The organism is Psychrobacter sp. I-STPA6b (assembly GCF_020662265.1).
GTDB lineage: Bacteria > Pseudomonadota > Gammaproteobacteria > Pseudomonadales > Moraxellaceae > Psychrobacter.
Map to the genome: position 1 here is coordinate 226,784 of NZ_VEWM01000010.1, position 24,554 is coordinate 251,337.

The window sequence follows — 24,554 nt, forward strand, 5'->3', positions numbered from 1 at the left end:
ACATACAAAGTACAAAGTAAAATGACATAAGAGGCAAGTGATGTTTCAGCCATATCAAAATGATAGTCAAAGCCAACAAATCGGTCAGTTAGTTATTGAAAATCAACAAGATAAGGTAACTATTTATGGTGATATTGATATTTATAGAAGTGTTTCAGGTTTGGCTCAGGCACGACAGTTACAGCAGTTATTAACCCAAATAGTACAAGGTCTTGAACAGTATCAAACACAAGGAAACTTGCTGTTGGATGAAGAAATTAAGCCACAACAACAGTCACAAAGCAGTCAAATAGACAATCCCTTTGCATAATCACCACCATTAAAATAGATATCTGTAAGAATTGATAAAAAAATCTCTTTATTTTTTTACTTTGCCCATTATAATAAAATGGCATAGGTGGCAGATATTGCCCCACGCTTTGGTTATCATTATCAAAAAATTTGCATTCATGATATCAGATGAATGTGTTTGGTGATGAAACAAAAGTTTTACTAAGCTTACCTTTCGAAAGGAATCGCACTATGAAACTCTTAAATCAATCCATCCTAGCCATCACAACTTTTGGTCTAGCAACAGTTGCTATGGCAGCAGACCCATTAGCTAATACAACATGGCAGACATATGAAGATGGCAAGCCAAAAGCTTTGGTACGAATCACTGAGTCGGGTGGTGTATTAACAGGAAAAATTATTTCTGGTAATACAGAGAAAGCCAAACAATATGTAGGCAGAACAGTCATTACCGGATTGAAGGCAGAAGGTGGCGGTAAGTATGCTCATGGTAGAATCACTAATCCAGTTGATGGCAAATCTTATGGCTTAGCTGGCTCATTAAGTAATGGTAACCGAACACTGAAACTGACTGCCTATTGGGGTGTCGTTCCTGTAAAATCTCAAACTTGGCGTAAACATTAATCTGACAAGTCTAACATTGGTTTAATATTAAAGTTGGTTATCATCGATGGTGATATAAGCTGATATTAAATCACTCATGATAGATAATAAGACCCCACAATAATTTGTTATTGTGGGGTCTTTATATGTCTGATATCTAAATCAATGCGTAAGGGAGCAGCATTATTTGACAAACTCAGGGTAGGCTTCTTGTCCACATTCTGAGATATCTGCACCCTCATATTCTTCTTCAGCAGAGATACGCAGACCAACAGTCGCTTTTAATAGTGACCAGACGATAAAGCTACAGCCAAATACCCAGATAAAGATAACTAAAATGCCTGCTATTTGTCCTACAAAACTGGCTTCGGGATTGGTAATGGGGACAATCAGTAGACCAAATAGTCCAACGACACCATGTACAGAGATTGCACCAACAGGGTCATCTAATTTTAGCTTATCAATTGTTAGAATAGAGCTGACGACCAGCACACCAGCGACCAACCCACAGAGTGTTGCAAAAAGAGGTGTTGGTGTGAGAGGCTCTGCTGTGATGGCAACCAAGCCGGCCAATGCACCATTTAAGAGCATGGTTAAATCAGCTTTACCAAAAATGAGGCGAGCAAAGACTAAAGCTCCAATTGCACCACCAGCAGCGGAAGCATTTGTATTGACAAATACCATAGCAACCGCATTGGCATTACTGATATCGCCAAGTTTGAGTACTGAGCCACCATTAAATCCAAACCATCCCATCCATAAGATAAATGTACCCAATGTTGCCAGTGGTAAATTTGCACCTGGTATGGCTCGTACCTCACCATTTTTGCCATACTTTCCTTTACGTGCACCCAGCAAGATAACGGCTGCTAAGGCTGCTGATGCACCTGCCAAATGGACGATTCCAGAGCCAGCAAAGTCAGTAAAACCTAATCCATGATATAAGATCTGCCCAGCATCATTGACAATGTCATTTGATAAAGAAAATAGACCAAATACAGGTTGATTACCCCACGTCCAGCTTCCTTCTATAGGATAGATAAAGCCAGTCATGATAATCGCAAATGCAAAGAAGACCCAAAGCTTCATACGTTCAGCGACTGCACCAGAGACGATAGACATACATGTCGCTACAAAGACAACCTGAAAAAAGAAGTCAGAAGCCTTTGAGTAGACGGCTTCACCCTCAAAGCCATTGGCTGTAGAGGCACGTAAAGCTTCTGCAACGAGACTTTCGTCTCCTGCAATACCACTTAGAAACCAACCACCTCCATACATAAAATGATAGCCACATATGAGATACATGGTACAAGCAATGGCAAAAAGACCAACGTTTTTAGTTAGAATCTCTGTGGTATTTTTGGCACGTACCAAGCCGGCTTCGAGCATGGCAAACCCTGCTGCCATCCACATCACCAACGCGCCACATATTAAAAAGTAAAAGGTATCAAGTGCGTATTGCAACGCAAAAATTTGGTTTTCCATTTGCATTTCCCCCTTGGAATAAAATGGATATTAGCTATTAAGTGATGTGTAATATCGACGTAAGCGATAGATGGCAGGTCACATCATAAATACATCTTAGATGGCATCAGCACCAGTCTCACCTGTACGGATACGAATCACTTGTTCTAGTGGTGTGACAAAGATTTTGCCATCGCCAATTTTTCCAGTACTGGCAACACGAGTGATGGCTTCAATGGCTGGTTCAAGCATCTGTGAAGTAACAGCCACTTCGATTTTAACTTTGGGTAAGAAGTCAACGACATACTCAGCGCCACGATAAAGCTCAGTGTGTCCTTTTTGACGTCCAAACCCTTTAACTTCAGTGACGGTGACACCTTTGACACCAATTTCTGAGAGTGCTTCACGCACATCATCTAGCTTAAAGGGTTTTAAAATGGCAGTAATTAGTTTCATACAGCTTGTCCTTTCAAAGAGTATTTATTAATGGATAAAAACACATGACACATTAGTAATGTGCCTTCATTATGATTGTCATAGTCATAATGCTCTATCTATGACAATTTATCCCTATTAATCATTACCTTATGAAAACCTAATGGCTTAGATTTTCTTCTTATTTAGCACCATTCAAGAACTGTGCCAGTAAAACGAAGGGGGAAAAACGAATTACATGACAAAAAATGTTCTTTTTTGGTGCAAATAAAGGTAATAATGCGAGAAATTTAAAATAATGAATTTATTATAGCGAAGTTTGCAAAGAGGCGGTATGGCGTACTGTGATTGTTTTATCGTCTTGATGTAATAGTGCTTTGCAAAATACTGTATCAGCAGTGAGTAGGGACTGATGGTATGTTAGATTACAGCACAGTATACAGTATGGCTAAGTCGCAAAATCTGTATTTCTTGATTTTAATGCAGTATAAGCATCATACCCAAAAATTTAGCAGATACAGAGTTTAAGATCATTAGGTTTTAGGATAATTAATATAGGGTCTGTTGAACATTCATCTTCATAGGAAGAATTTAGCCAATTTTTATATGAAAGTACAAAATAGCTGTATTTCTTGTAGAGACTAGCCTAACGGAGTAAATATTCAACAGACCCTAGAAAGCGGTATTATTCACTTGGAAATAGTAGGTAAGGAGACTTGCTAGAGCCTAATAATTTTTGAGTGTCACTACCATAGAAAATCTCACGTAGGCGAGATTCACCAAATGCCCCTGTCATTAAGAGCTCAAGCTGGTGTTGCTTTTGGTAATATAACAAAGCTGCAGTGACATCTCGCTCATCAATTAATGCTTTTTTGCAGTTAATACCAGACTGTTTAAGGCGTGCGTAGGCTTCTCGTAGGGCATCTTTATTACTTTCTGTTTCTTTACCAACCATAACAATATGCACTGCCATGGGGCGAATGAGTGCATTATGACATAGCCAATCTAGGAGTGCATGACAGGTAGGACGATTGTCAAAGGCAAACAATGCTGAGCGAGGGGGCGAAAATGGTGCATGTGTCACCAAAATAGGGCATTTACTGGGGCGAATCAGTTGAGCCAGTGTGTGTTTGCAGGTTACATTATGACCAATTACTATCAGCTGTGCCTCATCATCAACATAATCAATACTCTCTGCCAAGGTTGTATGGCGATGTAGGGCATAAATTGGTTTTTGATATTGTCGAGAGAGGCAGTAGCTTTCAGCTTGTTTTAATAATAATTTACCTTGGTCTTTTATTTGAGAGTTATTGTCGTGTTCTTCGGTCGTAAACTTTTGCAAAAGGTGAGTTTCATCATCTACAGTCAGACAACCAGAATAGCTGACAGCAGTGGCACGATGAGTGTTCGGCATTGCATGCAAAAGTCCAATGGGTGCATTTAATATTTTTGCGACCCACATACTGGCATCTAGAACAGCTTGTACATGGTCAGGGCAGTCGAGACAAGCGATAATACTATCTGGTTTGAGATTGCTCATGGTTAGACACCATTATTTATCAAAATTTATCAAAGTATGTTTATTAAAAAAGCTCAACAGACCCTAATCTAATAGTCCAATATCTTGGCGGTCATGCACTGAGAAGCGGTCAATCAAGGTGCGACTTGCATTGTTTAGTCCTACTACTTTGACACTAATCCCTTCTCGTTGCAAGCGCATGACTAACTTATCTAGGGTATCTACTGCGGTAACATCCCAAAAGTGGGCATGAGTTAGGTTAATTTCAATATTATCCAATGCTTCTTTAGAGTCAAAACTGTTCATAAAGTAGGTTGTAGAGGCAAAAAATACTTGCCCATGCACATGGTATATACGAGTATTGCTAGTATCATCATACTCACTATGGATACTAAGGAACTGCCCAATCTTATTGGCAAAAAATAGGGCGGATAATAGGACTCCGACAAGTACGCCATACGCTAGATTGTGCGTAAAAATGGTGGTGATGACAGTCGCTAACATAACCACATTAAAGGACATAGGATGAGTCTTAAACTCACGCAATGATGCCCAGTTAAATGTACCAATGGATACCATAATCATTACAGCAACCAAGGCTGCCATTGGAATTTGACTGACCCAATCACTTAAAAATACCACCAAAATAAGCAGAACAATACCTGCAACCAGTGCGGATAAACGGGTACGTCCACCAGATTTGACATTAATAATAGACTGCCCAATCATGGCGCACCCTGCCATACCACCAAAAAAACCAGCGACAACATTGGCAATGCCTTGTCCTCGACATTCTTGATTTCTATTACTACTGGTATCTGTTAGCTCATCTACAATGGTTGCTGTCATCATAGATTCTAATAATCCGACCACTGCCAGTGCCAATGAGTATGGTGCAATAATCAGTAATGTTTCAACATTTAGAGGAATATCAGGAATTAAAAAAATGGGTAGGGTGTCTGGTAGCTCACCCATATCACCGACATTGCGAATATCAAAGCCAAAGTATAAAGTTACAATGGTAAGACCAACGATACAGACCAAGGGTGAGGGAATCACTTTACCGATTTTGGGAATGAGTGGAAATAAGTAAATGATACCAAGCCCTGCTGCAGTCATTAGATAAACCACTAGACCGACTTTATCGGTATACGGGTTTAGCTCAGGCAGTTGAGCAGCAAAAATCAGAATCGCTAATGCGTTCACAAAGCCAATTACCACTGAGCGGGAAACAAAACGCATCAAATTGCCAAGCTTTAGTACACCCATAATAAACTGTATGACTCCGCAAAGTAGCGTGGCTGCCAGTAAATATTGCAAGCCATGATCAGCGACCAAATCCACCATCACCAGTGCCATCGCAGCAGTAGCAGCAGATATCATGGCAGGTCGACCACCAACAAAGCTAATAACAACTGCAATACAAAAGGAGGCATACAGTCCAACTTTTGGGTCAACGCCAGCGATAATCGAAAAAGCAATGGCCTCAGGAATTAAGGCAAGAGCGACAACTATGCCAGAAAGAATATCGCCACGGACATTCGAAAACCATTCATCGTGGAGGTTATCAAAAAAAGGTATCATCATAAGGAGTATAAAGCTTTAGTATTAAAGAGTGGGTGGTGGTAAGATACAGACTTGCCAATGATAGATAACAGATATCATCGGTTGGATTGAAATTGCACCGTGTTAAAATTAGAGTTGGTTAGGTTATTATTTTCATATCTATTAGCATTATTGAGCAGATGGATATAAGTCTGAACGTCATCAGTATGATTATGCACGATTATGATAATTCTGTGTATCATGATGATGAACCAGCTCTGATAGTGGTATAAATCCTGCGCATCATAGCACACCCAAGGCAAAAGGAATAATGATGAGCCAAGACCAGCAAGTCCATAATTTAGATAAGCTAAATAAATCAGGTGAACTTATGTCTTCATCAGAGAGACAAACCCATAACAAAAAGGCGATAGCAAATATGACCGAACAACAAATGATTCAAAAGGGTAGTGGACTACAAGTGGTGGTTGGACTGGGTCAATCGGGATTGTCTGTGGCGAATTATCTAACAGAGCAGGGTTATCCAGTGGCAGTGACCGATGGCAATGCTGAGCCACGGCTAGCTTCTGAACTGCCTGAAAGTGTACAGATACGAGCATTTGGTCATATTGATGCAGACTTATTGTGTCGTGCTAGCCGTATTATTGTCAGTCCGGGTATCTCTTTAGAAACTCCTGCTTTACAGCAAGCTAAGCAGGCAGGTATTGCCATTGTGAGTGATATTCAGCTGTTTTGTGATGCGTGTGATGTTCCTATTATTGCCATTACTGGTTCAAATGCAAAAAGTACGGTGACTACTTTGGTAGGGCAGATGGTAGCTGATGCAGGTATTCAAGTTGGGGTTGGGGGCAATATTGGTGTGCCAGCATTGACCTTGTTGGCAGGGTTTGAAAAAGCAGATGAGACAGATGGTTTACAGGTAGCGGCTAGTCATCGTGGTGATACTGATTTACCAAGTCAGCTAGCTGTACTGGAGTTGTCTAGCTTTCAGTTAGAGACTGTGAGTAACCTAAAAGCTAAAGTTGCAACTGTGTTGAATATGTCACCAGACCATCTAGATAGACATGGTGATATGTTGGGTTATCATCGAGCAAAGCACCGTATTTTCCAAGGTGTGGAGTCAATCGTTATTAACCGTGATGATGCGTTATCTCGTCCATTAATTGCCGATGAAGTTAAGTGTCTGAGTGTGGGATCAAATGCACCGGATTTAAATCAATATGGACTGATTCGTGATGCAGATGGTCAAGTTTATTTGGCACGAGGTGCCAATAGGCTGTTGAGTGCAGATGAGCTAAAAATTAAGGGACAGCATAATTTAATCAATGCCTTATCTGCATTGGCATTGGGTGAGTTGGCTGGCTTGCCATTAGAGAGTATGCTACAGACGCTACGCCAATTTGCTGGCTTGCCACATCGTTGTCAGTTTGTTGCCTGTGTAGATGGTGTTGACTATTTTAATGACTCTAAAGGCACCAACATTGGCTCAACTCAGGCAGCCATTATGGGTTTGGGAGAAGTTTATTCTAACCAGCAAGGAAAATTATTACTGATTTTGGGTGGACAAGGGAAGGGACAACAGTTTGGTGAATTAGCACCATTAATCAATACCTATGTCTCCCATGTGTTATTTATTGGTGAAGATGCCACAGTAATTGAACAGCATCTGTGCGAGGCATCATTAGCAGATTCGGTACAGCGTCAGCATTGTGAGACATTAGCAGAAGCAGTACGTCAAGCCAAGGCAATCTCTGAGCAACCTTCATCACCTGTTAAAGCGGTGTTATTGTCGCCCGCATGTGCAAGTTTTGATCAGTTCTCTGGCTTTGTACAGCGAGGCGAGCAGTTCGTTGAACTTGTACATACTTTAACTACGTAAAGAGAGCAGATAAGTATGCTCTAATAATATGATTATTTTTCGTTAATTTTTTACTTGGCTTAATACGCACTGATTATTTTATGAATTCTAAGTTTGCTTCTTTTATCCCTGCTTTTCGCCAGCGTCAGCTTGGTCGTTATGATGATATGTTATCGTTGCCTTCAGCAACAGCTGTTCTTTTAACTGGTGTGGCATGTTTGATGGTGCTAAGCCTTATTATGGTTGCCTCAGCTTCTATTCCTTTTGCGACGCATCATGAAGGGTTAAATGAGCTGTATTTTTTCTATCATCAGTTGGCATATATGATGGTTGGGGTGATAGCCGCTTTCATTGCTTATCTGATTCCATTACGGCTGTATTATGATTTATTTAACCAGACACTTGTACTGATTTTGACTGCCATATTACTAGCCGCAACGTTGATATTAGGGACATCGATTAATGGGGCAAAACGTTGGTTAGAGATTGGATCTTTTAACTTTCAAACTGCCGAGCTGGCAAAACTGGTTATCATTATTTTTGTTTCTGACTTTGTGGTGCGTCGTTCACATGAGGTGCGTGGCAATAGTGGAGGGAAAGGCTTCTTTCGTATTTTCCTAGTTTTATCAATTTTTTCCTTACTATTGTTAGCACAGCCAGATTTTGGTTCATTAGTCATGATTATAGGCTGTGTATTAGCTATTTTCTGGATTGCTGGAGCATCTGCTAAACAGTTCTTAATCTTAGGGGCATTGGCATTGGGGTTGGTGATTATGGCGATATGGGATGCACCTTATCGCTTGACACGTGTTACCTCCTTTTTAGACCCTTTTGATGATATGCAAAACACAGACTATCAGTTAGCACGTAGTCTGATTGCTTTTGGGCGAGGAGAGTTTTCTGGTGTTGGCTATGGTGAAAGTGTACAGAAATTGGCACATTTGCCAGAGGCTCATACAGACTTTTTATTAGCCATTACTGGTGAGGAGCTAGGCTTTGTTGGGGTGGTGTCTGTGCTATTGCTGGAAGCTTTGGTTATTGGCAGTATTATGCGCATTAGCTATTTGGCGCTAAAAAACCATCAGTTAAGTCTAAGCTATACTGCATTTGGCTTTGCAACGATATTTATTGGACAGACTTTGATTAATGCAGGCATGAACTTAGGGGTAATGCCGACTAAGGGTTTGACCATGCCATTCTTTAGTTATGGTGGGTCATCCATGGTGATAAGTTTGGTGATGATTGGTTTATTATTAAAAATTTATAAGGCTGTTCTTGATAAGCCAGAGGCAAATCATTTGGGAAAATAGTAGGTAAGCTATATTAAGTTTAATCAACTTGCGCAAGGCAGTGTTGATATTGTAGAGGCTGTATGTCCCATTGAGCAACAGCTTGAGCAAGCATTTGTTCAGGTGTGGTTAGCTCTACAGGGCATTGGTGTAATAGCTGTAGGGCTTTTGCCAGTTGTTGGCAGGCTTTTTCTGGTGTACTGGTATCAATGGGTGTGGCAAGGTTTTGCTTGGATAGTTTTTGTCCTGTACGATTCTCTACCAGTGGTAGGTGTTGCCATGCTTGGATTGCTGGCAGATTCATATAATCCATTAATACAATTTGAGCGCAGGTTAGAGGTAGGATGTCTAAGCCTCGCATGATATGAGTGACTCCTTGTAGTCCATCATCGACACTAACAGCTAAAAAGTAGTTGATGATACCATTTGCCCGCCTTAATACCACATCTCCTAAGCTCAGCTGAGGGTTGCTCCATTGCATTCCTTGTATTTGGTCTAAGAAACCAATGTGATAACTTGGTAGTTGAACTCGAACTTTATTATTATCTAGTGCCTTATGCTTATCTAAACAAAGGCGAGGATATAATGAATGTGCTGAAGTAGTGTTTGAAGTTTGGTTTGAATGTGTGGCGTGGGTTGATGTTTTTTGATGGTAAGCACTGATTTGTTTGCGTGAGCAACTACAACCATAAAGACGTGGTAATAGCTTATCCTGTAGCCATTCATTATAAATGTTGGTGCGGGTAGACTGATAGAGTACCTCACCGTCCCAATGTAGCCCCAAATGCTCCAAATCCAGCAATATTTGCTGTGAAAACTTGCGCTCACAGCGTACAGTATCTGTATCTTCGATACGCACCAGCCATTGTCCTTGTATCGACTTAATATGGCAATAGCTGGCGACTGCCGTTGTGAGTGAGCCTAAATGAAGCGCGCCTGTTGGTGAAGGAGCAAAGCGACCAATAGGTGAGTGGGGTAGTGGCTTACGCATGACCCCACGTTTGTCTCTCTTTCATCTCAGAGAGCGTTTTACAGTCAATACATTGGGTGGCTGTTGGTCTGGCTTCTAAACGACGCAAACCAATCTCTACACCACAAGTTTCACAAAAACCATAATCACCACTTTCAATCTCTGCCAGTGACTTATCAATCTTCCGAATCAGTTTGCGCTCACGGTCGCGTGTGCGTAATGCTAAAGCAAACTCTTCTTCTTGAGTGGCTCTATCATTAATATCTGGCATGGCAGTGGATTCATCTTGAATATAAGACTTTGTGCGATCAGCATCACCTTGTAGCTGTTGCTTCCATTCTTTTAACAAAGTAGCAAAATGCTCAAGTTGAGCATCAGACATATACTCCTCACCTGCTTCTGGTGCATAAGGAGTGAAAGATAAATCTTTAGGTGAATTCATATTACTCATGACAGTTTCCTAGTATGTCGTATCAGTAACCTGATACAAGGTCATCTTAAATCCAGCTTGTAACAATCAACAGCTTGTAACAATCAAAATTAAGCTGGTAGAAGGTGAACAGAATATTGACTTGTAATTCTTCAGTTCCATGTCAGTTAAAGTCATTTTAAACTTAAAAAACAGACATCATACAAAAATGGTCACCAAGTATCTAGTCTTTTAACCCAGCTTTCAAGAGCGCCATTGTTACCTAATTGCAACCAGCGATATCCGGGGCGACTATTTTCATCAAAGGCAAAGTCATCAGAGTATGCTTTGAATTGATAGCAAGTGGAGGGTGTTGTATAGACATGAATACCCTCATGATAGCAGTAAGACTCCTGATGAACATGACCACAAAGCACAGCTTTTACTTGCCGGAAGCGACGTAATACTTGCCATATTTGCTCGGCATTATCTGCCATATGTGCATCAATCCACTGTGACTGCACAGGTACAATATGATGATGTAAAACCAAAATAGTCGGCAGATGACAGTCTGTTAATTGTTGAGTTAACCATAACTGGGTCGATAAAGGCAAATCTCCATGCACTTTCCCCGGCACACTGGAGTCAACCAATAATATTTGCCAGCCATTTGCCATAATACGGTGGTGTGATAAAAGCCGTGTATCAGGTGCATGTGCAACAAACTGACGCTCAGAAAATGGTCGCTCAGTATAAAGCTCATCTGTGACATCATGATTACCAGAAATACAGGCAAAAGCAATATTAGTCGCAGATAACTGTGCAAAAATACGCTGATAAATGCTCATATCAACTTCATTAACCAGATCACCTGTGAGTAAAATTAAATCACAACGGATATTTTCACTCAGTGCCTGTGATAAACAGCGCTCAAAACTATCCTGACATTGACAACCAGCCACGGATTTTTGACGGTCTGCAGACAGATGCAAGTCAGTAAGTTGTAAAATATTTACCAGACCATCAGGAGTTTCAATGTGTGTTGGTGGTATATATGTCATCATTGATATAAGAGAATATTTTGCTTTGTTATTAAACGGTATTAGTAAACTGAAATCAACTTATAAAGTTGACAGTCATTACCGTTTGTATACTTTTTGTCCGATAAATAGGAAAAAGAAAGTCGCAGACAGCCCTAATACAATGGCAAGCCCTGTTTGAATATCTAACCATACACTGCCCCAAATACCTGAAGTAACAGCAACTTGTGCCAGACACATGGCAATAATCACCATTTGCTTAGGAGACTGTGCCAGTAAACGTGCGCTTAGAGCAGGCAGAATTAATAAAGCACTGATTAACAAACTGCCCACTGCTTGTAATGCTAATGCACAAAATCCTGCTAACACTCCCATAAAAAAGAGGCGCTGTCGCAATGGATGAACACCACCAACTTTTGCCAGAGCACCATGAGTTGCGAGCATGACCTGTGGTCGCCAGATTACCCAGAGAAAACCTAGTCCGATAATCACACTGCTTGTTAAAATGGGCAAATCACTCCAGTCCACTTCTAACAAGTTTCCAAATAAATATCCCATCACACTGGCTTGCATTTGTGTGAGCTGAGTCATGGTCAGTAGACCTAGACATAGTAGTGTGGCTGATACCACTGCCAATATGGCATCTGTGGGTAGCCTTTCATCATCTAGCCAGACTAAAGAGACAACGACTAAAACACTGACAATGGCAATGCCAATACCAAGTGGTAGCTGAAATAATGCTGCCAGTGCCACACCAAATAATGTGCCATGTGCAAGGGCATCAGCAAAAAAAGACATACGTCGCCATAAAACCAAACAGCCTAGCGGTGCTGATAGTAGTGCCAGTAAACTGCCCGCAATCCATGCAGGCGCAATAATGCTTAACCATGAACTGAACATAAACTAATCCTGAGTATGGTGACTGGCATGTTGACAGTCATGAGTCCGATGGATATATGGTTGCTCATACTGGTGCCCAAAGAGTTGGTGAAACTCATCTAACAGTAACAAATCGCTGGGTTGTCCTTCACAGCAGATGTGTTTATTTAAGCAAATCACATGACGGCTTCCTTTCATTACCCAATGTAAATCATGAGAAATGACGACCATGGCACACTGTAAAAAATCAGGCAGCTCATCAATAAACTGATATAACCATAGCTCACTGTCAGGGTCTAAACCCTGCATTGGCTCATCTAAAAACAATAAATTTGGCTGGTTTAACAAAGCTCTTGCTAGCAGTACACGTTGTGTTTCACCACCAGAGAGCCGTGATACTTGTCGAGACAGTAAATCTGTTAAATTTAGCTTATCTGTTAAAAACTGACGTTGGGACGTATCTAAACTAACATGAGAAACTTGAGATAAAAGATCTTTAACGCGAAGAGGTAAGATGGAAGGAACAGAAAATTTTTGTGGTACATATCCCACCTTCAACTTGGGATGGCGTTGAATATGACCTGATGTTGGCGTTAATAAGCCTAACATCAACTTCACTAAAGTTGATTTGCCAGCACCATTTGGACCGATGATACTGACTTTATCTAATGGCTGGATTTGTATATTAATCTGAGATAACAACCGTTGTTGCGCGCCATATGACAACCGCACATCAAAATTCACATTCGTTAGGGTCAGTAATGGCTCATTTTGTATATGAACAGATGCATGGCTATTTTGGCTGTGCAAAGGGGCTGGCATTTATATACTCGCTATATCAGCTGTACTATCAGTCTGTGTTTGACAGGGTGCACACACGCCTGTCATCTCCATGACACTCTGTGTTACTGCAAACCCCACCTCATCCTTGGTGAAACTAATTACCTCATTGATTGGTAATGTACTACATTCTTGTACTCGATGACAGTGATTACAAATTAAAAACGCGGCAAAATGTTTATCACGGGGATGACAACATGGCACAAAAGCATTAATAGAAGTTAGCTGATGAATAAACCCCTGATCTAACAAAAACTCTAAAGTACGATAAATTGTTGGAGGGGCAACATTTTTTGCTGAACTACCAGCTTGTTTTTTGCGCTTATCTTGTAAATGCTGAATCAAATCGTATGCCCCTAAAGGCTTATCAGAAGCCAAAATTAAAGAGTAGACCTGACGACGTAAGCTAGTGAATCGACTGCCATTGAGTAAGCACTGTTGTTCAGCGGTTCGCAATCGGTTTTGTATCGCATCATCAGTCATATGATGGACATCATGTAAATGTCCACTATCGTGGCTGTGCATACCATCGGAGCAAGTACACGGATGAGGCGTCTGAGTGTCATGATGGGCACATGAAGACATAGAAGATACAGAAGTATGCGAAGATGATAAATCATCAAGAAAAGAGGAAGACATAGAAACCTTTGCTTGTATTTTTCTGTAGAAGTTATATTATAACATATCAAATAGATAAATAAGTGTCTGGATACTCATTACCATACCCCATCATTATAAATGCTATAGACAAAGAGGAAAGCACATGATGGATAAAAATATGTATGTTTTAACTTCATGTTTTTAAATAAAAATATTTTTAGTAATGATGTATTACAGACTTTATTCAGACTACCTACTTAATTACTTAACGTAATAACTTACCCAAGATAAACTAAGGCAAATATCATGTATACATCTCAATCAAAAAGGTCAGCCACACAGCAAAAAACTTCTTATACAAAACGTATAGCACACATTACAGCAACCCTACTCATGAGTATGAGTATTTCAGCTTTTGCTCACAGTGCCACCAATACCACACAACAAACAATACCAGCATGGCTTGCCGCCAAAACAGACTTATCTGTTAGTAACCACCCACTATTTTTGCTTAGCGAAGCTGTCACCAAAGGAACACCGTCTGCACACCAGCTACTAGGCTCTGGTGAAGTAGGGCATCATGGTAGCCTGAGCCCCAGCGACATTAAAACAGCAAAAGACAGCCGCTATGTCATATGGTTTGGTAAAGAGTTGGAGAATAACCTTGCTAACCCATTTAGTAACCAGTATAACACCATTGCCTTATTTGATTTAAATGCCTTTAATCGTCTTCCTTTACGTGATGAGCAAGGAAAAGCAATTGAAGGTACATTAGACCCACATATTTGGCTTGACCCAGAAAATGCTAAAGCCATCACCCGAGCTTTAGCTGCTATCTACTCACGTGCAAATCCTCAGTACACAGAAATATATAATAAAAATGTGCAAGACTTTGCCAAACGTATGGATGATGCGGTTGCTTCTGTTGCAAAATCACCATCAAGCGCACCCAAAAGCTACTGGGCATATCATGATGCCTATCAATATATTGAGCCAAGCCTTAATATCAAGCTGACAGGAACACTGACCCGCGACCATCACTTACCACCAAAAGCTACCCAATTTCGTTGGTTACAACAAAATAGACCAAACACTAACATGTGTATGGTGATGCAAGGAACACCAAGAAAAGGAATGCTGAATAAACTACAACCACTAGCAACAACTGTACAACAAGAAGACATGAGTGATGCAACAGACTTTGTTACAGGCTGGAAAACAATGGCAAATGAGATATTAACTTGTATTAAATGAATTTATTTCCTTAAATCTTTGAATATATGTCACTTTGCACTTGCACGATAGAACACACCTGCATATAATAGAGAGCGTTTTATACAGAAATTTTACATAAAACATAAATAAAGGTGCTGGTTTATACAGGTCAGTTATACAAAGTTACCATGCAACCTTATAAAGGTTGTAGCTGCTACTGACCTGATATACTAAAACCCAAACTAAAAAATAAGATGAACTGTGGTGATGGGGTCTTTAAAACATACTCAACCCACTCAGCCACCTGTGCGACAACGAGCTAAGTATCAAGCTCGCCAAACGTTCAAACAGTTGATGGTAAGTTTAAGCTGGTTGATGTTAGGTATCATTATAAGCGCGTGGCTTTTAGATGCCCTAATTTGGCAGTCAAACAATATCATCGTTAAAAGTGTAGCTTTGGGTGTCATACTAAATGGTATTACACACCTACTATTTGCAGGGGCGGTCTTTCGTTATACAGGATATAAAGATAGACGCCATATTGTTAACCAGTTATATCTTGGTCAACTGATAAAGTGGCTACTAACCATAACTGGATTTGTGCTGATATTCATGATGATAAAGCCACTATCAGCATTTGCGCTATTTTGTGGATATATGATAATGCAACTAAGCTATGGTTATCTATTATGGCAAATCAAAAGATAGAATAAGCCATTTGCATACCATAGTATAAAGACAGCAAAATCACTAAGAATCTAGAAATATTTAGCAAAAATATAGGCAACACTCTTTACACAAATATACCCCTGATTTATGATAGGCACCGCATTGTGCCATTATGAATATTTGATACCTTGTTCCATATGTTTTGTTGAATTTACAATGTTGAACAGAAATATCAAATTTTCTTCTTTAAAGAAAGTAATATACAAGCCTCTAAGCTCGCTATTGTCTACAAATATGCCAGCATAAAGGTTTAACTCTATATACAGTAACAGTTTTAGTCATGTACAGCCCATAGACTCTCAGGTATGAGAATCTATTCGATGAAAATTAAGACAGTTTATTTGTGCAGTTTTTAGTTAATTTTCTTTTAATTTATAGTTGATTCAATAAGAAGCTTAGATTATGGCAGCCGAGCAAACATCATCAGCTTATATCTCTCACCACTTAACAAACTGGACTTTTGGCTATATTCCAGGAGAAGGTTGGCAAGTGGCACATACTGCAGAAGAAGCCTCTAAAATGGGCTTTTATGCCATTCACCTAGACTCCATGCTGTGGTCAGTTGGCCTAGGTATTTTATTTTGTCTGATATTTTGGTCAGTCGCAAAGAAAGCAACATCTGGTACACCCGGCAAACTACAATCATTCATTGAACTGATTGTTGAATTTGTCGATAACAACGTACGGGATTCATATAATGGTAAATCAAAATTGATTGCTCCATTAGCATTAACCATATTCGTCTGGATATTCTTGATGAACTTAATGGACTTGATTCCTATCGACTATATACCTGCTTTAGCACAAAAGATTGGTGCAAGTATGGGACATGACCCACATCATGTATATATGAAGATTGTACCTACAACTGATCCAAATATCACTTTAGGTATGTCTTTCTCTGTATTTGCTTTAATTATTTTTTACAGCATTAAAGAGAAAGGGTTCGGTGGATTTATTGGTGAGCTGACCTTACATCCATTCAGCGCTAAAAATCCAATTGCCAAAATTGTTTTAATCCCTATCAACTTTATCCTTGAGTTTGTGACTCTAATTGCGAAACCTATCTCTTTAGGCTTGCGATTATTTGGTAATATGTATGCTGGGGAGCTAATTTTTGTATTGATTGCCCTGATGCCTTTCTGGATTCAATGGGCGCTATCTGTACCGTGGGCTATCTTCCACATTTTAGTTATCACACTTCAAGCGTTCGTCTTTATGATGCTAACGATAGTTTACCTATCACTAGCTTCACAAACCGAACATTAATTAGACATTAAATAGGTAAAAGAGGATACATCAATGGATCCAATGGCATTAGCAACTTTAAATGGTTACACAGTTATCGCAGTAGCCCTACTTATCGGTTTGGGTGCACTTGGCACTGGTATTGGCTTCGCTCTTTTAGGTGGTAAATTCCTAGAAGGTGTAGCTCGTCAGCCAGAGTTAGGTTCACAGCTACAAACACGTATGTTCATCGTTGCAGGTCTACTTGACGCCGTACCGATGATTGGTGTTGGTATCGCCATGCTCTTGTTATTCGCTAACCCTCTAGCAGGTTAATTTAAAATCAGTTGTCCAACCTTGACCATCTTTGATGGTCAACCGAACTGGTCTTTCATTAACAAAGAGGTGATCACGTGAATATCAATCTTACCCTTATCGGTCAATCCATTGCGTTTGCAATATTCGTGGTCTTTTGCATGAAATTTGTGTGGCCACCTTTGATGGCAGCGATCAATGAGCGTCAGCGCAAAATTGCTGATGGTCTAAATGCTGCTGAAAAAGCAAAAGCAGACTTAGCAACGGCTGAACAATCAGCAGAAGCTGAGCTTGTAGCTGCAAAAGCAAAGGCGGCAACACTGATAGAACAAGCAAATAAGAGCGCTAACCAGCTTATTGAAGAAGCGAAAGTACAGGCTCAAGTTGAGGCTGAGCGTATTCGTCAGCAAGCACGCGAATCGATAGACTTAGAGATCAACCAAGCACGAGAAGCTTTGCGTGCCCAAGTTGCTCAATTAGCAGTTATGGGCGCAGAAAAGATTTTGCAAGAAGATGTTGATGAACAAAAACATGCTGCTATGTTAAATCAACTGGCGGCTAAGCTGTAACAGCGAGTATTCATATTGCGAGGGGATTATGGCCGAATTATCAACATTAGCAAGACCTTATGCCAAAGCTGCTTTTGACTATGCCAATGAGCAAGCAGTAATTAACGACTGGGAAGACTTCCTATTTGTTGCCAGTGTTATAGTCAATGATGCGTCATTTCAAGCACTGCTTGACAATCCAGCCATTACCGCTGAGCAAAAAAGTGCCGCATTAGTAGATATCTATGATGAGCAGATAGCAACTGATGCTGATAGCGCTCTAAAAACGCTATTACAGAATCAGACTCATCGTACTCAAGAGGTCAATAACAATAAAACCTCTGCATCAATTAAAAACTTTGTCATTCAACTGGCTGAGCAAGATCGTCTTGCTTTGCTACCGCAAATTTATGAACAGTATCGACTACAACGTGAGCAGACCCTACAAGAAATTAATGCTTATGTTACGTCAGCTTATGCACTCACAAGCAGTCAGCGTGCGCTGATAAAAACACGACTTGAACAGACTTTAAATGCAAAAGTTAATATGCATGAGTCTATTGACCCGAGCTTGCTTGCAGGTGCGACTATCAAGATTGGCGATAAGATTGTTGATGACTCAGTAAAAGGTAAGTTAAAACAGTTACAAACTCAATTAACTACCTAATAAATTATGCCCTCTTCATATTATATATTGATAATAGATCAATATTAAAAATGACAGAAGATTGGATAACAGTATATACGCCAATGGGTTGGTAATCACATATTAAAGGAAACAAGGCAATGCAACAATTGAATCCAGCGGAAATCAGTAATCTGATTAAGCAGCGTATTCAAGACCTTGATGCGGGTGCAACTGCAAAAAATGAAGGTACAATCGTCAAAGTATCAGATGGTATTGTACAGATTCATGGTCTTGAAGATGCAATGTACGGTGAGATGATCGAATTTGAAGGAGACGTCTATGGTATGGCGTTGAACTTGGAGCGTGATTCTGTCGGTGCTGTTGTACTAGGAGATTACCTGAGCTTACAAGAAGGTCAAAAAGCCTATTGTACAGGACGTATCTTAGAAGTTCCTGTTGGTCCTGAGTTATTAGGACGAGTTGTTGATGCTTTAGGCAACCCAATTGATGGCAAAGGTCCAATTAATGCACAATTGACTGATAAAGTCGAAAAAATTGCACCAGGTGTTATTGCACGTCAATCTGTAGACCAGCCTGTTATGACAGGTTATAAAGCAGTTGATACAATGATTCCGATTGGTCGTGGTCAGCGTGAGTTGATTATTGGTGACCGTCAAACAGGTAAAACAGCTTTGGCAATTGATGCTATTATTGCTCAGAAAGATTCTGGCATTAAGTGTGTATACGTTGCGATTGGACAAAAACGCTCAACCATCGCAAACGTTGTTCGTAAGCTTGAGCAATCAGGTGCATTAGCATATACCACAGTTGTGGTTGCATCAGCTTCTGAGCCTGCTGCATTACAATACATTGCACCATATTCAGGCTGTACCATGGGCGAATACTTCCGTGACCGTGGTGAAGATGCACTGATTGTATATGATGACTTATCAAAGCAAGCGGTTGCTTATCGTCAGATTTCACTACTATTACGTCGTCCACCAGGTCGTGAAGCTTATCCAGGTGACGTCTTCTACTTACACTCACGCCTATTAGAGCGTGCATCACGTGTCAATGCTGACTATGTTGAAGAGTTCACCAATGGTGAAGTGAAAGGTAAAACTGGTTCATTGACAGCATTACCAATCATTGAAACACAGGCTGGTGACGTATCAGCATTCGTACCAACGAACGTAATTTCAATTACTGATGGTCAGATTTTCTTAGAGTCTAGTTTATTTAACTCAGGTATCCGCCCAGCGGTGAATGCGGGTATTTCCGTATCTCGTGTTGGTGGCTCTGCTCAGACAAAAATCATTAAGAAGCTATCAGGTGGTATCCGTACCGCACTGGCACAGTATCGTGAATTAGCAGCATTTGCTCAGTTTGCTTCTGACCTTGATGATGCGACTAAGCAACAGCTAGAGCATGGTGAGCGTGTTACTGAGTTGATGAAGCAGAAACAATATCAGCCAATGTCTGTTGCAGAACAAGCTGTTGTTATTTATGCATCAAACGAAGGCTATCTTGCAGATGTACCAGTTGACAAGATTGGTGATTTTGAAGAAGCATATCTACGTTATATGTATGACCAGCAAGCAGATTTGATGAAAGAAATCAATGATACTGCTAACTACAATGATGACATTGCAGGTCGTTTGAAAGCGTCAGTAGAAGCATTTAAACAGAACCATAGCTACTAAAAAAGTAGTCGTAAAAAGCATTGTAAAAATGCTGTGTATAATTTTATGATAAGTTGTCACTTCATGGATACAATGCTTCATTAACATAAAATATATGTTGGTAAAGATAGATTCTTTTAATTAAAAAACATCAGTTTGCTTTTATATTAATTAAACATATTAATTAAATAGACGATACTGATATTTATTTACCTCGCCGAATTGGATATGTTATGGCAAGTCTAAAAGAAATTCGTGCAAAAGTTACCAGTATTAAAAGCACGCAGAAGATTACTCGTGCAATGCAGATGGTGGCGGCTAGTAAGATGCGTCGTGCGCAAGAACGCATGCAAATTGGTAGACCCTATGCAGATAGTATGCGTCGAGTAATTTCGCACTTGGTGCGAGCCTCTACAGATTATAAGCATCCATATATGACCACACGCTCAGTGAATCGTGTTGGTTATATTGTTATTACTTCTGATCGTGGTTTGGCAGGTGGTTTAAATGTGAATTTATTTAAACGCTTAATGCACCATGTCAAAGATTATCAAGATCAGTCAGTAGATGCAGAATATGCTGTTATTGGCTCTAAAGGTGTTAGCTTTTTCAAAAGCTTTGGTGGGAAAGTGACTTCTGTACAAACAGATTATGGAGATAATCCAACGTTTGAGCAGTTAAACTCACCTGTACAGGCAATGTTAGATGATTATAGCCGTGGGCATATTGATCGTATCTATTTAGTTTACAATCAGTTTGTAAATGCTATGGTACAACAACCAACAGTGAATCAATTAGTTCCTTTGCCTGAACATGCTTTAACAGAAGAATCAGGTATTCAAACTGAGCTAAGCTGGGACTATATCTACGAGCCTGATAAGAAAGCACTTATTGATGGATTGATGGGACGCTATATTGAATCTATTGTTTATCAAGCTGTGATGGAAAATATTGCTTCCGAGCAGTCTGCACGTATGGTGGCTATGAAAGCTGCAACAGATAATGCAGGCAACCTAATTGATGACTTACAGTTAGTTTATAATAAGTTACGTCAAGCAGCGATTACTCGTGAAATTTCAGAAATTGTTGGTGGTGCAGCTGCAGTTTCTTAATGGTTGAGTAGCGATTTTGTAGACTTTATTATTTAAGATATATTCAAGATTTAAGACATATTCAAGTTCAGGAGAACGCCATGAGTAGCGGTCGTATTGTACAGATTATTGGTGCGGTTATTGATGTTGAGTTCAACCGTAGCGATGTACCACAGGTTTATGACGCATTGGTAGTTGATGGTACTGATACCACGCTAGAGGTGCAACAGCAGTTGGGTGATGGAGTCGTACGAACGATTGCCATGGGTTCAACAGAAGGTTTAAAACGTGGTTTGCCAGTAACCAGTACGGGAGCACCTATTACTGTTCCTGTAGGTGAAGCGACTTTGGGTCGTATTATGGATGTTCTAGGACGTCCTATTGACGAGTGTGGAGAAGTAAACTCAGAAGACAAATGGTCTATCCACCGTCAAGCACCAAGCTACGATGAACAGTCAAATAGTACAGATTTGCTAGAGACGGGTATTAAGGTTATTGACTTGCTTTGCCCATTTGCAAAAGGTGGTAAAGTTGGTCTGTTCGGTGGTGCTGGTGTTGGTAAAACCGTTAACATGATGGAATTGATTAACAACATCGCATTGAAGCACTCTGGTTTATCAGTATTCGCTGGTGTTGGTGAGCGTACTCGTGAGGGTAATGACTTCTACCATGAGATGCAAGAAGCAGGCGTTGTTAATACCAAAGACTTTACCCAGTCAAAAGTTGCGATGGTATATGGTCAGATGAATGAGCCACCAGGTAACCGTTTACGTGTTGCGTTGACTGGTTTGACTATGGCGGAATATTTCCGTGACCAAACTGACGAAAATGGTAAAGGTCGTGATGTTCTATTATTCGTCGATAATATTTACCGTTATACACTAGCTGGTACAGAGGTTTCTGCACTATTAGGACGTATGCCATCTGCGGTTGGTTATCAGCCAACACTTGCAGAAGAAATGGGTGTGTTGCAGGAGCGTATTACCTCAACTCAAACAGGCTCTATTACTTCTATTCAAGCGGTTTATGTTCCTGCCGATGACTTGACTGACCCATCACCTGCAACAACGTTTGCTCACTTAGATGCGACAGTTGTATTGAGTCGTGATATTGCTTCACAAGGTATTTACCCTGCAATTGATCCATTAGATTCAACATCTCGTCAGTTAGATCCATTGGTTATTGGTGAAGAGCATTATTCAGTAGCTCGTGGTGTTCAGGAAGTGCTTCAGCGCTATAAAGAGCTAAAAGATATTATTGCTATCTTGGGTATGGATGAGTTATCAGAAGAAGATAAACTTGTGGTATACCGTGCGCGTAAAATCCAACGCTTCTTATCACAACCTTTCCACGTTGCTGAAGTCTTTACTGGTGCGCCTGGTAAATACGTATCACTACGTGATACCATCTCAAGCTTTAGAGATATCTTAGATGGTAAATATGATGATTTACCTGAGCAAGCATTCTATATGGCAGGTAGCATTGACGAAGTAGTAGCAAAAGCTGAAAAACTAAAATCTGCTGCATAAGGTAGATTTTATGAGCTGCTGTGGGATAGTTTGTGAATATTTCTGTATAAATATCTAGCTATCCCATCGTCAGATTGATAAATATAGGCTAGATAAGCTTTATTTAGTTAGGGAGTAGATGCATGGCCACATTGCAATGCCGAGTAGTTAGTGCAAGAGAAGAAATATACGACGGCGAAATCCAAATGCTCATCGCTACAGGTATTGAAGGTGAAGTGGGTGTATTGGCTGGTCACACGCCAATGATTACTTTACTAAAACCTGGTTCAATGCGTATTCAAACACCTGATGGTAATGAAGAAGTCATATATGTTTCAGGTGGTGTATTAGAAATTCAACCAAAGCTTGTGACTGTGTTAGCAGATACAGCAGCAAGAGCGCATGATTTGGATGAAGCAAGAATTATTGAAGCACGTAAGAAAGCAGAGCAGATGCTAGAAAATCAGGCAGATGCTGTGCAGACAAATGCTGCATTGGCATCATTGGCTGAGTCGGTTGCTCAGTTGCAGACCATCAGAAAATATCGTAATCGTGCTTAATGTTGAATCACTGAATCATTATTTATTTTAATGTGCTTAGAGATTATAACAAGTAACCATTATATATATGGTCTATTATAGATGTAACTTATTGATATTTTGGTTATTTGTACTAGAAATAAAAAACAGCCCATTGAGGCTGTTTTTTTATAAGAGAAACAAAAGTGTATTGGCTAAATTTTAATAAGTTACACTTTGCTGTTGTCTGATGATACTTAACAGTGGTTTATTGTGTTTGTGATAGATTATATTTCAGTTACGATTTACCACTGGTTGTCGCGCAATTTTTTGTTTACATTGTAAGTAACTTGTGAATCCATATATATAAGGTAATAATGCCCTTAAATATAGTCTATATTTACTATGGTAATGGGTAGTATTTTATTATCAAAACTTCATCAAATTTATGATATTGTGTATGAAGTAAAAGGTTTATTAGCAGTCAGATGTTATGGTAAGTAGCAACTGGTATATTAAAGATTAGAGGATGTACTATGGCTCATATTGAAGAAGAGCAAACCCCAAGAATTCTTATAGTTGAGGATGATGAGCGTCTAGCGATGCTAACTCAGGACTATTTAGTCAAAAATGGATTGGATGTGGCGATAGAAACCGATGGTAATCGTGCGATTCGCCGTATTATTAATGAGCAGCCAGATTTAGTGGTACTAGATGTGATGCTACCAGGTAGCGATGGTTTGACTGTCTGCCGTGAGGTGCGTCCGCATTACCATCAGCCAATCTTGATGCTGACTGCCCGTACTGAAGATATGGATCAGGTGTTGGGTTTGGAGATGGGAGCAGACGATTATGTTGCTAAGCCTGCTCAACCTCGTGTGCTGTTGGCACGTATTCGTGCGTTATTGCGCCGTTCAGAAAGCGCTCCATCTGAAGATGTACCACAACGCTTAGAGTTTGGTGAGTTGGTGATTGATAATGGCGGTCGCTCAGTGACTCTTAATGATGAGTTGGTTGACTTTACCAGTGCAGAGTATGATTTACTGTGGTTATTGGCATCAAATGCGGGTCGTATTTTGTCTCGTGAAGATATTTTTGAGCGTTTACGTGGAATTGAGTATGATGGTCAAGACCGCTCAATTGATGTGCGTATTTCTCGTATTCGTCCAAAAATTGGTGATGATCCAGAAAATCCAAAACGTATTAAGACGGTACGTAGTAAGGGTTATTTATTTGTTAAAGAAGGCAACTAGTTTTCTCTATTATACTGTGTGTCATCTTGACCAAAGTCATGAAAAGTCAGCAGTATGCTGGCTTTTTTTGTGTGATA

The 24,554-nt window shown here is 40.0% G+C and carries 25 protein-coding genes; 15 read left to right on the forward strand and 10 right to left on the reverse strand.

Annotated elements, in window-relative coordinates; all coding sequences use genetic code 11:
• Window positions 1-40 precede the first annotated feature (40 nt).
• Together FHK88_RS01280 and FHK88_RS01285 are read left to right on the forward strand one after the other, a co-directional pair.
• A complete protein-coding gene (locus FHK88_RS01280) occupies window positions 41-310 on the forward strand; it encodes a hypothetical protein (RefSeq protein ID WP_227428971.1) in 270 nt (89 codons plus the stop codon).
• Between the two features lie 212 nt (window positions 311-522).
• A complete protein-coding gene (locus tag FHK88_RS01285; RefSeq protein ID WP_227428972.1) occupies window positions 523-915 on the forward strand; it encodes a DUF2147 domain-containing protein in 393 nt (130 codons plus the stop codon).
• 162 nt (window positions 916-1,077) lie between these two features.
• On the opposite strand, the gene FHK88_RS01290 is transcribed toward FHK88_RS01285, so the two are convergent.
• From FHK88_RS01290 to FHK88_RS01305, 4 genes are all read right to left on the reverse strand, one after another.
• The gene (locus FHK88_RS01290) at window positions 1,078-2,379 is read right to left on the reverse strand and encodes an ammonium transporter (RefSeq protein WP_227428973.1); all 1,302 of its coding nucleotides are present in this window, start codon (window positions 2,377-2,379) and stop codon (window positions 1,078-1,080) included.
• Between the two features lie 96 nt (window positions 2,380-2,475).
• Window positions 2,476-2,814 carry a P-II family nitrogen regulator gene (locus FHK88_RS01295; RefSeq protein ID WP_227428974.1) on the reverse strand — a complete coding sequence of 113 codons (339 nt, stop codon included), beginning with the start codon at window positions 2,812-2,814 and terminating at the stop codon, window positions 2,476-2,478.
• Window positions 2,815-3,478: 664 nt separating this feature from the next.
• A complete protein-coding gene (locus FHK88_RS01300) occupies window positions 3,479-4,333 on the reverse strand; it encodes a universal stress protein (RefSeq protein ID WP_227428975.1) in 855 nt (284 codons plus the stop codon).
• A gap of 63 nt (window positions 4,334-4,396) precedes the next feature.
• Window positions 4,397-5,896 carry a SulP family inorganic anion transporter gene (locus tag FHK88_RS01305; RefSeq protein ID WP_227429188.1) on the reverse strand — a complete coding sequence of 500 codons (1,500 nt, stop codon included), beginning with the start codon at window positions 5,894-5,896 and terminating at the stop codon, window positions 4,397-4,399.
• A gap of 400 nt (window positions 5,897-6,296) precedes the next feature.
• On the opposite strand from FHK88_RS01305, the gene murD reads away from it, so the two are divergent.
• Both murD and ftsW read left to right on the forward strand, forming a co-directional pair.
• Window positions 6,297-7,757, forward strand: a complete 1,461-nt coding sequence (murD, locus tag FHK88_RS01310) for a UDP-N-acetylmuramoyl-L-alanine--D-glutamate ligase (RefSeq protein ID WP_227429189.1) — start codon at window positions 6,297-6,299, stop codon at window positions 7,755-7,757.
• 80 nt (window positions 7,758-7,837) lie between these two features.
• Window positions 7,838-9,046, forward strand: coding sequence for a putative lipid II flippase FtsW (gene ftsW, locus FHK88_RS01315; protein ID WP_413680421.1), 1,209 nt, complete (start codon window positions 7,838-7,840; stop codon window positions 9,044-9,046).
• Window positions 9,047-9,065: 19 nt separating this feature from the next.
• Here the strand turns inward: ftsW and gluQRS are convergent, their stop codons facing one another.
• From gluQRS to FHK88_RS01345, 6 genes are all read right to left on the reverse strand, one after another.
• Window positions 9,066-10,016 carry a tRNA glutamyl-Q(34) synthetase GluQRS gene (gene gluQRS / locus FHK88_RS01320; RefSeq protein ID WP_227428976.1) on the reverse strand — a complete coding sequence of 317 codons (951 nt, stop codon included), beginning with the start codon at window positions 10,014-10,016 and terminating at the stop codon, window positions 9,066-9,068.
• Window positions 10,009-10,446, reverse strand: a complete 438-nt coding sequence (gene dksA / locus FHK88_RS01325) for an RNA polymerase-binding protein DksA (RefSeq protein WP_227428977.1) — start codon at window positions 10,444-10,446, stop codon at window positions 10,009-10,011. The genes gluQRS and dksA overlap by 8 nt, the downstream gene beginning before the upstream one ends.
• A 191-nt stretch (window positions 10,447-10,637) precedes the next feature.
• Window positions 10,638-11,468 (reverse strand): metallophosphoesterase, encoded by an 831-nt coding sequence (locus FHK88_RS01330; protein WP_227428978.1) that lies wholly within the window; start codon window positions 11,466-11,468, stop codon window positions 10,638-10,640.
• Window positions 11,469-11,543: 75 nt separating this feature from the next.
• Window positions 11,544-12,344, reverse strand: a complete 801-nt coding sequence (locus FHK88_RS01335; protein ID WP_227428979.1) for a metal ABC transporter permease — start codon at window positions 12,342-12,344, stop codon at window positions 11,544-11,546.
• Window positions 12,345-12,347: 3 nt separating this feature from the next.
• On the reverse strand, window positions 12,348-13,145 hold the full coding sequence (locus tag FHK88_RS01340; protein WP_227428980.1) for a metal ABC transporter ATP-binding protein: 798 nt from the start codon (window positions 13,143-13,145) through the stop codon (window positions 12,348-12,350).
• On the reverse strand, window positions 13,146-13,688 hold the full coding sequence (locus FHK88_RS01345; protein ID WP_413680426.1) for a transcriptional repressor: 543 nt from the start codon (window positions 13,686-13,688) through the stop codon (window positions 13,146-13,148).
• 381 nt (window positions 13,689-14,069) lie between these two features.
• Here FHK88_RS01345 and FHK88_RS01350 point away from each other — a divergent pair, with 381 nt between their 5' ends.
• From FHK88_RS01350 to FHK88_RS01400, 11 genes are all read left to right on the forward strand, one after another.
• Window positions 14,070-15,017, forward strand: coding sequence for a metal ABC transporter solute-binding protein, Zn/Mn family (locus FHK88_RS01350; protein WP_227428982.1), 948 nt, complete (start codon window positions 14,070-14,072; stop codon window positions 15,015-15,017).
• A 228-nt stretch (window positions 15,018-15,245) separates the two neighbouring features.
• Window positions 15,246-15,686 (forward strand): ATP synthase subunit I, encoded by a 441-nt coding sequence (locus tag FHK88_RS01355; protein ID WP_227428983.1) that lies wholly within the window; start codon window positions 15,246-15,248, stop codon window positions 15,684-15,686.
• Window positions 15,687-16,109: 423 nt separating this feature from the next.
• Window positions 16,110-16,976: a F0F1 ATP synthase subunit A gene (gene atpB / locus FHK88_RS01360; RefSeq protein ID WP_227428984.1), complete on the forward strand. Its 867-nt coding sequence runs from the start codon at window positions 16,110-16,112 to the stop codon at window positions 16,974-16,976.
• Between the two features lie 42 nt (window positions 16,977-17,018).
• Window positions 17,019-17,270 carry a F0F1 ATP synthase subunit C gene (atpE, locus tag FHK88_RS01365; RefSeq protein ID WP_227429191.1) on the forward strand — a complete coding sequence of 84 codons (252 nt, stop codon included), beginning with the start codon at window positions 17,019-17,021 and terminating at the stop codon, window positions 17,268-17,270.
• A gap of 77 nt (window positions 17,271-17,347) precedes the next feature.
• Window positions 17,348-17,818, forward strand: coding sequence for a F0F1 ATP synthase subunit B (locus FHK88_RS01370; RefSeq protein WP_227428985.1), 471 nt, complete (start codon window positions 17,348-17,350; stop codon window positions 17,816-17,818).
• A gap of 28 nt (window positions 17,819-17,846) precedes the next feature.
• Window positions 17,847-18,464 carry a F0F1 ATP synthase subunit delta gene (locus FHK88_RS01375; RefSeq protein ID WP_227428986.1) on the forward strand — a complete coding sequence of 206 codons (618 nt, stop codon included), beginning with the start codon at window positions 17,847-17,849 and terminating at the stop codon, window positions 18,462-18,464.
• A gap of 119 nt (window positions 18,465-18,583) precedes the next feature.
• Entirely contained in the window at window positions 18,584-20,128 is a 1,545-nt protein-coding gene (gene atpA / locus FHK88_RS01380; RefSeq protein WP_227428987.1) for a F0F1 ATP synthase subunit alpha, read from the forward strand.
• Between the two features lie 212 nt (window positions 20,129-20,340).
• Window positions 20,341-21,219, forward strand: coding sequence for a F0F1 ATP synthase subunit gamma (gene atpG, locus FHK88_RS01385; protein ID WP_227428988.1), 879 nt, complete (start codon window positions 20,341-20,343; stop codon window positions 21,217-21,219).
• 80 nt (window positions 21,220-21,299) lie between these two features.
• Window positions 21,300-22,727: a F0F1 ATP synthase subunit beta gene (atpD, locus tag FHK88_RS01390; RefSeq protein ID WP_227428989.1), complete on the forward strand. Its 1,428-nt coding sequence runs from the start codon at window positions 21,300-21,302 to the stop codon at window positions 22,725-22,727.
• Between the two features lie 122 nt (window positions 22,728-22,849).
• Complete coding sequence (locus FHK88_RS01395) at window positions 22,850-23,266, forward strand: F0F1 ATP synthase subunit epsilon (protein WP_227428990.1); 417 nt, start codon at window positions 22,850-22,852, stop codon at window positions 23,264-23,266.
• A 494-nt stretch (window positions 23,267-23,760) separates the two neighbouring features.
• The gene (locus FHK88_RS01400) at window positions 23,761-24,477 is read left to right on the forward strand and encodes a response regulator (protein WP_227428991.1); all 717 of its coding nucleotides are present in this window, start codon (window positions 23,761-23,763) and stop codon (window positions 24,475-24,477) included.
• Window positions 24,478-24,554 lie beyond the last annotated feature (77 nt).

Coding starts and splice junctions, on each gene's coding strand:
- FHK88_RS01280 (WP_227428971.1), top strand. CDS start 41: ATGTTTCAGCCATATCAAAATGATAGTCAAAGCCAACAAATCGGTCAG.
- FHK88_RS01285 (WP_227428972.1), top strand. CDS start 523: ATGAAACTCTTAAATCAATCCATCCTAGCCATCACAACTTTTGGTCTA.
- FHK88_RS01290 (WP_227428973.1), bottom strand. CDS start 2,379: ATGGAAAACCAAATTTTTGCGTTGCAATACGCACTTGATACCTTTTAC.
- FHK88_RS01295 (WP_227428974.1), bottom strand. CDS start 2,814: ATGAAACTAATTACTGCCATTTTAAAACCCTTTAAGCTAGATGATGTG.
- FHK88_RS01300 (WP_227428975.1), bottom strand. CDS start 4,333: ATGAGCAATCTCAAACCAGATAGTATTATCGCTTGTCTCGACTGCCCT.
- FHK88_RS01305 (WP_227429188.1), bottom strand. CDS start 5,896: ATGATACCTTTTTTTGATAACCTCCACGATGAATGGTTTTCGAATGTC.
- murD (WP_227429189.1), top strand. CDS start 6,297: ATGACCGAACAACAAATGATTCAAAAGGGTAGTGGACTACAAGTGGTG.
- ftsW (WP_413680421.1), top strand. CDS start 7,838: ATGAATTCTAAGTTTGCTTCTTTTATCCCTGCTTTTCGCCAGCGTCAG.
- gluQRS (WP_227428976.1), bottom strand. CDS start 10,016: ATGCGTAAGCCACTACCCCACTCACCTATTGGTCGCTTTGCTCCTTCA.
- dksA (WP_227428977.1), bottom strand. CDS start 10,446: ATGAGTAATATGAATTCACCTAAAGATTTATCTTTCACTCCTTATGCA.
- FHK88_RS01330 (WP_227428978.1), bottom strand. CDS start 11,468: ATGATGACATATATACCACCAACACACATTGAAACTCCTGATGGTCTG.
- FHK88_RS01335 (WP_227428979.1), bottom strand. CDS start 12,344: ATGTTCAGTTCATGGTTAAGCATTATTGCGCCTGCATGGATTGCGGGC.
- FHK88_RS01340 (WP_227428980.1), bottom strand. CDS start 13,145: ATGCCAGCCCCTTTGCACAGCCAAAATAGCCATGCATCTGTTCATATA.
- FHK88_RS01345 (WP_413680426.1), bottom strand. CDS start 13,688: ATGCACAGCCACGATAGTGGACATTTACATGATGTCCATCATATGACT.
- FHK88_RS01350 (WP_227428982.1), top strand. CDS start 14,070: ATGTATACATCTCAATCAAAAAGGTCAGCCACACAGCAAAAAACTTCT.
- FHK88_RS01355 (WP_227428983.1), top strand. CDS start 15,246: ATGGGGTCTTTAAAACATACTCAACCCACTCAGCCACCTGTGCGACAA.
- atpB (WP_227428984.1), top strand. CDS start 16,110: ATGGCAGCCGAGCAAACATCATCAGCTTATATCTCTCACCACTTAACA.
- atpE (WP_227429191.1), top strand. CDS start 17,019: ATGGCATTAGCAACTTTAAATGGTTACACAGTTATCGCAGTAGCCCTA.
- FHK88_RS01375 (WP_227428986.1), top strand. CDS start 17,847: ATGGCCGAATTATCAACATTAGCAAGACCTTATGCCAAAGCTGCTTTT.
- atpA (WP_227428987.1), top strand. CDS start 18,584: ATGCAACAATTGAATCCAGCGGAAATCAGTAATCTGATTAAGCAGCGT.
- atpG (WP_227428988.1), top strand. CDS start 20,341: ATGGCAAGTCTAAAAGAAATTCGTGCAAAAGTTACCAGTATTAAAAGC.
- atpD (WP_227428989.1), top strand. CDS start 21,300: ATGAGTAGCGGTCGTATTGTACAGATTATTGGTGCGGTTATTGATGTT.
- FHK88_RS01395 (WP_227428990.1), top strand. CDS start 22,850: ATGGCCACATTGCAATGCCGAGTAGTTAGTGCAAGAGAAGAAATATAC.
- FHK88_RS01400 (WP_227428991.1), top strand. CDS start 23,761: ATGGCTCATATTGAAGAAGAGCAAACCCCAAGAATTCTTATAGTTGAG.